This is a genomic window from Mycobacterium sp. IS-3022 (genome assembly GCF_001500065.1).
In the GTDB taxonomy this organism is placed as follows: Bacteria; Actinomycetota; Actinomycetes; order Mycobacteriales; family Mycobacteriaceae; genus Mycobacterium.
Genome location: NZ_LQIN01000005.1, coordinates 140,338 through 146,829, shown reverse-complemented (window position 1 = coordinate 146,829; position 6,492 = coordinate 140,338). Strand labels below are relative to the sequence as shown.

The window sequence follows — 6,492 nt, the reverse complement described above, 5'->3', positions numbered from 1 at the left end:
GGCATCAACATGGGATCGCGGTTCATGTGCACCGTCGAATCGGCGATCCACCAGAACGTCAAGGAAGCGATCGTCGCCGGCACCGAGCTCGACACCGAACTGATCTTCCGGCCACTGCGCAACACCGGTCGCGTTGCCAGCAACGCGGTCTCGCGCGAGGTCGTGGAGATTCTTGACGACGGTGGCAGCTTCGACGACATCGCCCACCTGGTGTCGGGTAAGCGCGGCGTGAAGGTCTACGAGACAGGTGATCTCGACGCGGGCATCTGGTGGGTCGGGACCGCCATGGGACTCATCAACGACATTCCAACGTGTGGTGAGTTGGTGGCGCGGATCGTCAGCGAAGCCGAAGAGATCATCACCGGCCGACTCAGCGAGATGCTGGGATGCGAGGAACAAAAAGACGTCGCCTAGGTCTGTTTACCGTCGTGGCGAAGGCGAACTGCCGCCACTCAGGTAGATACCGTCAAGTAGCACTTGGAAAGGGCCTTTTCGCCCTCGGTGCAATCAACCTAACCGAGGCGGCCGCGACAGCACGCACCAACGGCCCGCCGAACTGACCACGGCGACCGCGCATCGCCGCGGCCGCCGCAGTTTGAGCCCTCCTCGGCCCGTACGCATGCTGAATCCTGAATCGATACTCAGGTATTCTGAGAACGTGGTGAGGGAATGTTCGGTTGCGGCCGCGCTCGGAGTGGTGGGCGAGCGGTGGTCGTTGCTGATCTTGCGTGAGGTGTTTCTGGGGGTACGCCGCTTCGACGCGATTCAGGAGGCGACGGGTGCCTCACGGGGCATTTTGGGTACGAGGCTCCGCGCGCTCACCGAGGCGGGGGTGATCGAGCGAGTGGATTATCAGGCGTCCGGGTCGCGGACCCGGCAGGAATACCGGCTCACCTCCGCCGGCCAGGAGCTGCAACCGGTGTTGACCGCGTTGATGCAGTGGGGCGACAAGCATTTGGCTGGTCCGGCGGGTCCGCCGTTGACGGTCACCCATACCGATTGCGGTGCGGCGGTGCGCGCGATGCTTCGCTGCGAGCGCGGGCACGTGCTGCCTGACACCGGCCGCGGAATCACCGTGCACCACAACAGGTGACACCTGGTTTCGTCACACCGTGGCGGCTCGCAGGTTGTGCCCGGTGAAGGTCGCGGTGAGGTCCTGCAGTTCCTCGAGATGCGCCTGGAAAATCCCGCGCGGTGTCGTGTCGTACTTTCCGCACAGGTAGGCAGCGGCCGCAGTGGCGATGCCGTGCTGGGCGCCGTTGCCCATGAATTTCGTTGCCGATCCAGCGATGTGGGTGACGCTGATATGCTTGCCGGCCATCATCAGATTGTCGATGTCGGCGGAGAACAGGCAGCGGAACGGCACGTCGAAGGGTTGGTCGTCGCGCCGGTCCCACTTCCAGTCCTTGAGCCGGAAGTCGTACTTCTCGTCGCCGGGGTAGTGCAGACAGAACGGTCCTGAGTTGCGCACCACCGCGTCGGGAAATTGTGTGTGGTTGCGGATGTCGTTCTCGGTCAGAATGTAGTCGCCGCGGTAGCGGCGAAACTCTCCCTGCCCGGCAACGAAAGCGACCCAATCGAATTCGAGATTCGCGTAGGTGTCGGGTTCGAGACGCTTGACATTGGCGAGGGTGCCGTAGAGCGCGCGCAGCAGATGGTCGCGGATGTGTTCGCCCTCGGTGTAGGGGTTCAGCGTCTGACCGTATTCCCAGAAGTGTGTGAGCGGCAGCAGCATCCGGCGTCTGATCGCCGGGTCGGGGGTTTTCCCGGGTCCCGCGACCGGGCCGGGAGCGTTGTCGATGCCTGGTCGCTCGAGTTGTCCGCCGAGGTTGGCGTAATCTTTGGCGACCTCGGTTGCCCAGGGCACGTCGGGGAACGAGACAGGTTGCTCGGCCATGCGGGTGCGGAAGAACAGGGTGTGCCCGTGGTGGGAGTCCAGGTGCTGCTCCGGTGCGGTCGGTTCACCGAACTCGTGTCGGGATTCGTAGCCGAAGAGGGTGTCGGCACCGGCGAGCAGACCGAGGATCGCGGTGCCGGTGCAGTCGATGAACACCGGTGCGTTATAGCGGCTTTCGCGCCCGGTACGGGCGTCGCGGGCATCGACGGACACAATGCGCGAGCCGGACACCTCGGCGTCGTACACGGTGTGTTCGAGCAGTACGGTCGCGGTCGGTTCTGCTTGCAGCAGCGTCAGTGCCCGCAGATCACCGTCAGTCCCGCGAGCGGCGAGCGCATCGACGAGGGGGCCGGTCTCACCCCGCGGGGTGAGACCAATCTCGACACTGGCATTGCCCCCGAGACAGGGCCGATTCTGCATCAACGCCACCCGACACCCTAATCGCGCCGCTGCAAGCGCGGCCGCTGACCCGGTGACGCCGCCGCCGACGACGACGACGTCGAAGTCGCCTCCCTCGACAGGTGTCTCCGGCAGGCCGCGCAACCGTCGTCGCCACGACCGCGCGTCCGGTCCGGCGCCGTTTAGGGGAACCCCGTCGTCGCGGGTGAACAATATTGCGTCACAACGCCCGTCGAACCCGGTCAAATCGTGCAACACCAACTGGGCGCTGCCCGCGGCCAGGTCGATCATTCCGGCGGATTCCCACGACCAGTCCCGGCCGCTGGCGCCGAACTCCGTGGCAAGCGTGAAGCCGTTGACCGACAGCGTGAATCGACCCGGGTGATGCGACGGAACCCAGTCCTTGGTGTGGACCCACACGTAGTAAGAGCCGGACACGGCGACCTCGATCACCGTGCTCGCGTCCGCGACCGGCGTGCCCAAGCCATGCGCAAGGAGATACGGTGCACCCATCTGCGACTCGAACTGAGAATCGAGCACCCAGCCGCCGTAATCGTCGAATTCTCCGGCCGTTACCAGAATTCCGGTCTGCACGCCGGTCGCGGGCGGGTTCATTGATCCTCCTGCACAGTTGTGTTTGTTCTCGAAGAGCCAGAGCACCCGTCGCGCACCGCGACCGGTCGGCGATGGTGCAGCACATTCATCCGCCGCCGCGTCCGGCGACGCCGTCGGACGACCTGGTGACTGATCCGACCCGTCACACGCCGAGCCTGGCAACGCACCCCTGTCCCAAGCTCGTATATGGCATGGGAAGACCATAACATGCTGAGTTCAGAATGCAGACCCAGCACGACGTGACCCCCGTACCGCGCGCGCCGAGAAGGAGCTACAGGCCGAACGGTCCGTAGAAGCGATTTGGTGAGACTACCTATATGAACTCAGTTCGAAGCATTGCGAAGATGGCCCAGGGTTCGAGTACCTGCAATCGCAACCCACCACATACCTTGAGCTGGACTCTTGCAGCGAAGATTCACAAGCTCGGTGCGCCGGGCGATAGACGAGCCGCAGAACCAGGGCGCAGCAGGAATGCCGACCCTCGAGCGGATCGACACGCTGGTGCACAAAGCTCTGGAGATCGCCGACGCGGCGGGGATCTGACCTCGTTCACGGAAAGGAACGAGACACTCATTTGGTCAAACTGGTTAGTGAAGAACTGCAGCAACCTTTTTGGCTGTCTCCTTGGCGGAGCCCGGATTTTGTCCAGTGACGAGATTTCCGTCGACGACAGCGTAGGAGGTGAAGGGAATCAGGCCCTTTTCATAGAGCGCGCCACGCTCTTTAGCCCGTTCCTCGGCGTTGTAGGGGACGAGCTTGTCCACGCGGGCGAGGACCTCTTCTTGCCAGGCGAACCCGGTCATCTTCTTGCCGGCGATGAGATAGGAGCCGTCGGAGAGCTTGGTGTTGAGGAGTCCGCAGTAGCCGTGGCATACCGACGAAACGATGGCGCCCCGTTCGTAGAGCTCCCGCGTGATCCGTTGCAAGCCCTCGCTGTCGGGGAAGTCGTACATGACAGCGTGGCCGCCGGTGAAGTAGATGGCGTCGTAGTCGGCTGAGTCGATCTCGTCGGGGCTCAGCGTGTTCTCCAGCAGGGCCATCTTGGCGGGGTCGGCGCGCCAGGCCTTGGCGGTCTTGTCGTAGTTGGGGAATTTCAGCGCTCTGGGCTCCAGCGGCACTTTGCCGCCGGCAGGGCTGACGAGAGTCTGCTCGAAGCCGTGCTCGTCGAAAACGTGCCAGGCATGGGTGAGTTCGGACAGCCAGAGTCCAGTCGGGTGGCTTGGGTCGTCATAGTGGGCGACGTTGGTGACAACGTTCAGGATTCGCTTCGTCATCTTCAGCCCTGTCTTGTGTGTTGTTGTTGCATTGTGGTTGTCAGTCCCGCAGCTCGCAGATCACCACGGGAATGTCGCGGCTGGTCCTCTTCTGGTAGTCGGCATAGCCCTTATACGCCGCAACGATCTTCGGCCACAGATCCGCTTTCTCGTCCGGAGTCGCCGTGCGGGCGTGCATCTTTCGCCGAGATCCGTGAATGACCAGCTCGGCGTCGGGGTTAGCCTGCAGATTGCGGTACCAGTCGGGATGGCGATCGTCGCCACCCTTCGACGCGACGAGCACCACGCAAGTCGAATCATGAACGGGTGCGGTCAGATAGCAGGATCTCGGCTGTCCAGACTTGCGCCCGACCGTGTGCAACTCCACCACCGGCATCCCGAATGGCGTGGACAGCAGTCTGTTGCCGCTGACCGTCAGGACCACGCGGTGCGCCAGGTTCATCGCCTTGGCGCTCAGGTCCTTCAGAGTGTTCTCGTTCATCGGTGCCTTTCCTCGGAGTCGACATGGCCGCGGGAGGCCTCTGGCTAGTGCAGCGCCTTCTTCAGCGCATCGATCGCGAGGCCGCGAGCGACGTTGGCGGCCTTGGTGTTGCGGAGGCTGTCCAAGAGAAGGAAGTCGTGGACCATGCCGGCGACCCGGACGGACGTGACGTCGACACCTGCTTCGCGCAGCTTGTTGGCGTACTGCTCGCCCTCGTCGCGGAGTACGTCGGCCTCGTCGGTGATGACGAGGGTGGTCGGCAGACCCTTGAGATCGTCGAGGGACGCCTGCAGGGGTGAGGCGTACTTCTCGGCACGCTGAGTCTCGTCGGTGGTGTAGGCGTCCCAGAACCACTTCATGCCGTCGCGGGTGAGGTAGTAGCCCTCGGCGAACTGTAGGTAGGACGGGGTGTCGAAGTCGGCGTTGGTGACGGGGTAGAGCAGCACCTGGGCCTTGAGGTCGATGCCGCGTCTGTCCTTGTTCATCAGGGCGAAGACCGCGGACATGCAGCCGCCGACGGACTCGCCGGTGACCGCGATGCGTGAGGTGTCGAGTCCGTGGTCGGCTCCGTGCTCGATGACCCACTGACCGACGGCGTAGTTCTGCTCGACCTGGGTGGGATATTTCTTCTCGGGTGCGCGGTCGTACACCGGGAAGACCCCGGCGGCACCCGCACCGACGGCGAGTTCGCGGAAGAGCCGATCGTGGGTGTGTTCGTCGCCGAAGACCCACCCCGCACCGTGGATGTAGAACACGACCGGCAGCGGCCCATCGGTGCCCTTGGGCCGGATGATGCGGGTCCGCACGGTTCCCCACTCGCCGGCATCCACGTCGACCCATTCCTCGTCGACCTCAGGGCGGTCGACGCCCTCACCGCTCTGCAGGTCCGAAAGGATCCTGCGGCCCTCCTCAGGCGGCACCTCGTAGATCCGTGGGTGCGGGTCGGTCTGCTGGCACAGTTCCTTGGCCTCGGGCTCGAGGTAGGGAGCAATGGGCGGCGGGACAACGGACATGGCGTGTCTCCACTTCTGCGCTGAACGCATTCGGGTTGCGATGCTCGAATGTGTGCATCGCTTACATTGACGCTAGCGCGGCGGACGCGGGGAGTCAACGGCGGGCAGTCCGGCTCGCTGAACTCAGCGGGGTTGGGCGGCGAGCACAGCGCGGAAGGACGCGCGAACCTGAGCGGCGACGTCCTCCATCGATGGACCGGTGAGCTTGCGATCCAGGTAGAGGCAGGCCAGGCCATGGACCAGCCCCCAACCACCGAGGGCGAGGTCGATGGGGTTGGAGTCGGGAAAGACGCGCGTGATCGCGGTTGCCAGAAGTTCGTGCACCTCGGCAGCCGCTCGCACGCGTTCGTCGTTCTGGTCGTCGCACTCGTTGCCGAACATCAGCCGGAACAATGCGGGGCGGCGGAGCGCGAACTCGACGTAGGCGACGCCGAGTTCGGCCAGTTCTTCGATGTTGCCGGGCAGCTCACGATCTCGAGTCAGGTCGGCCTTCAAGTCGCGTAGCCCTTGAGCCGCCAGTGCGGACTCCAAGGCGTCGCGGTCGGGAAAGTGCCGGTAGGGAGCGGTGGGGGAGACACCGGCCTCGCGCGCAACTGCCCGAATGGAGAACGGCTCGCCCCGCTCCAGCATGCCCATGGCCGTCGTCAGCAGCGCGGCGCGCAGGTCGCCGTGGTGATACCTGCCCTTCGTCGTCGCAGTCATGGCTGCGTGGTCCTCCTGTGCTCCTCTGCGCTCAATCATGAAACGCACGGCAGTGGTCAATTGGCGGACACGCCGCTGAGGCGATCGTCCTCCGGTGACGTGCGCTGCCCC

At 64.2% G+C, this 6,492-nt stretch carries 7 protein-coding genes; 2 read left to right on the top strand and 5 right to left on the bottom strand.

Going from position 1 to position 6,492, the window contains the following annotated elements; translation table 11 throughout:
• A partial coding sequence (locus AU188_RS06520) for an NAD(P)H-dependent flavin oxidoreductase (protein ID WP_172799408.1) occupies window positions 1-414 on the top strand: 414 nt, incomplete at its 5' end.
• A 244-nt stretch (window positions 415-658) separates the two neighbouring features.
• On the top strand, window positions 659-1,093 hold the full coding sequence (locus tag AU188_RS06515) for a winged helix-turn-helix transcriptional regulator (protein WP_286137328.1): 435 nt from the start codon (window positions 659-661) through the stop codon (window positions 1,091-1,093).
• 12 nt (window positions 1,094-1,105) lie between these two features.
• Here the strand turns inward: AU188_RS06515 and AU188_RS06510 are convergent, their stop codons facing one another.
• The 5 genes from AU188_RS06510 to AU188_RS06490 form a co-directional block, all read right to left on the bottom strand.
• A complete protein-coding gene (locus AU188_RS06510) occupies window positions 1,106-2,911 on the bottom strand; it encodes an FAD-dependent oxidoreductase (RefSeq protein ID WP_059162913.1) in 1,806 nt (601 codons plus the stop codon).
• A gap of 587 nt (window positions 2,912-3,498) precedes the next feature.
• A complete protein-coding gene (locus AU188_RS06505) occupies window positions 3,499-4,185 on the bottom strand; it encodes a type 1 glutamine amidotransferase domain-containing protein (RefSeq protein ID WP_059162912.1) in 687 nt (228 codons plus the stop codon).
• A 40-nt stretch (window positions 4,186-4,225) separates the two neighbouring features.
• Window positions 4,226-4,666: a nitroreductase family deazaflavin-dependent oxidoreductase gene (locus AU188_RS06500; protein WP_059162911.1), complete on the bottom strand. Its 441-nt coding sequence runs from the start codon at window positions 4,664-4,666 to the stop codon at window positions 4,226-4,228.
• A gap of 44 nt (window positions 4,667-4,710) precedes the next feature.
• Window positions 4,711-5,679, bottom strand: coding sequence for an alpha/beta hydrolase (locus AU188_RS06495; RefSeq protein WP_059162910.1), 969 nt, complete (start codon window positions 5,677-5,679; stop codon window positions 4,711-4,713).
• A gap of 123 nt (window positions 5,680-5,802) precedes the next feature.
• Window positions 5,803-6,381 carry a TetR/AcrR family transcriptional regulator gene (locus AU188_RS06490; protein ID WP_059162909.1) on the bottom strand — a complete coding sequence of 193 codons (579 nt, stop codon included), beginning with the start codon at window positions 6,379-6,381 and terminating at the stop codon, window positions 5,803-5,805.
• Between the last annotated feature and the right edge of the window lie 111 nt (window positions 6,382-6,492).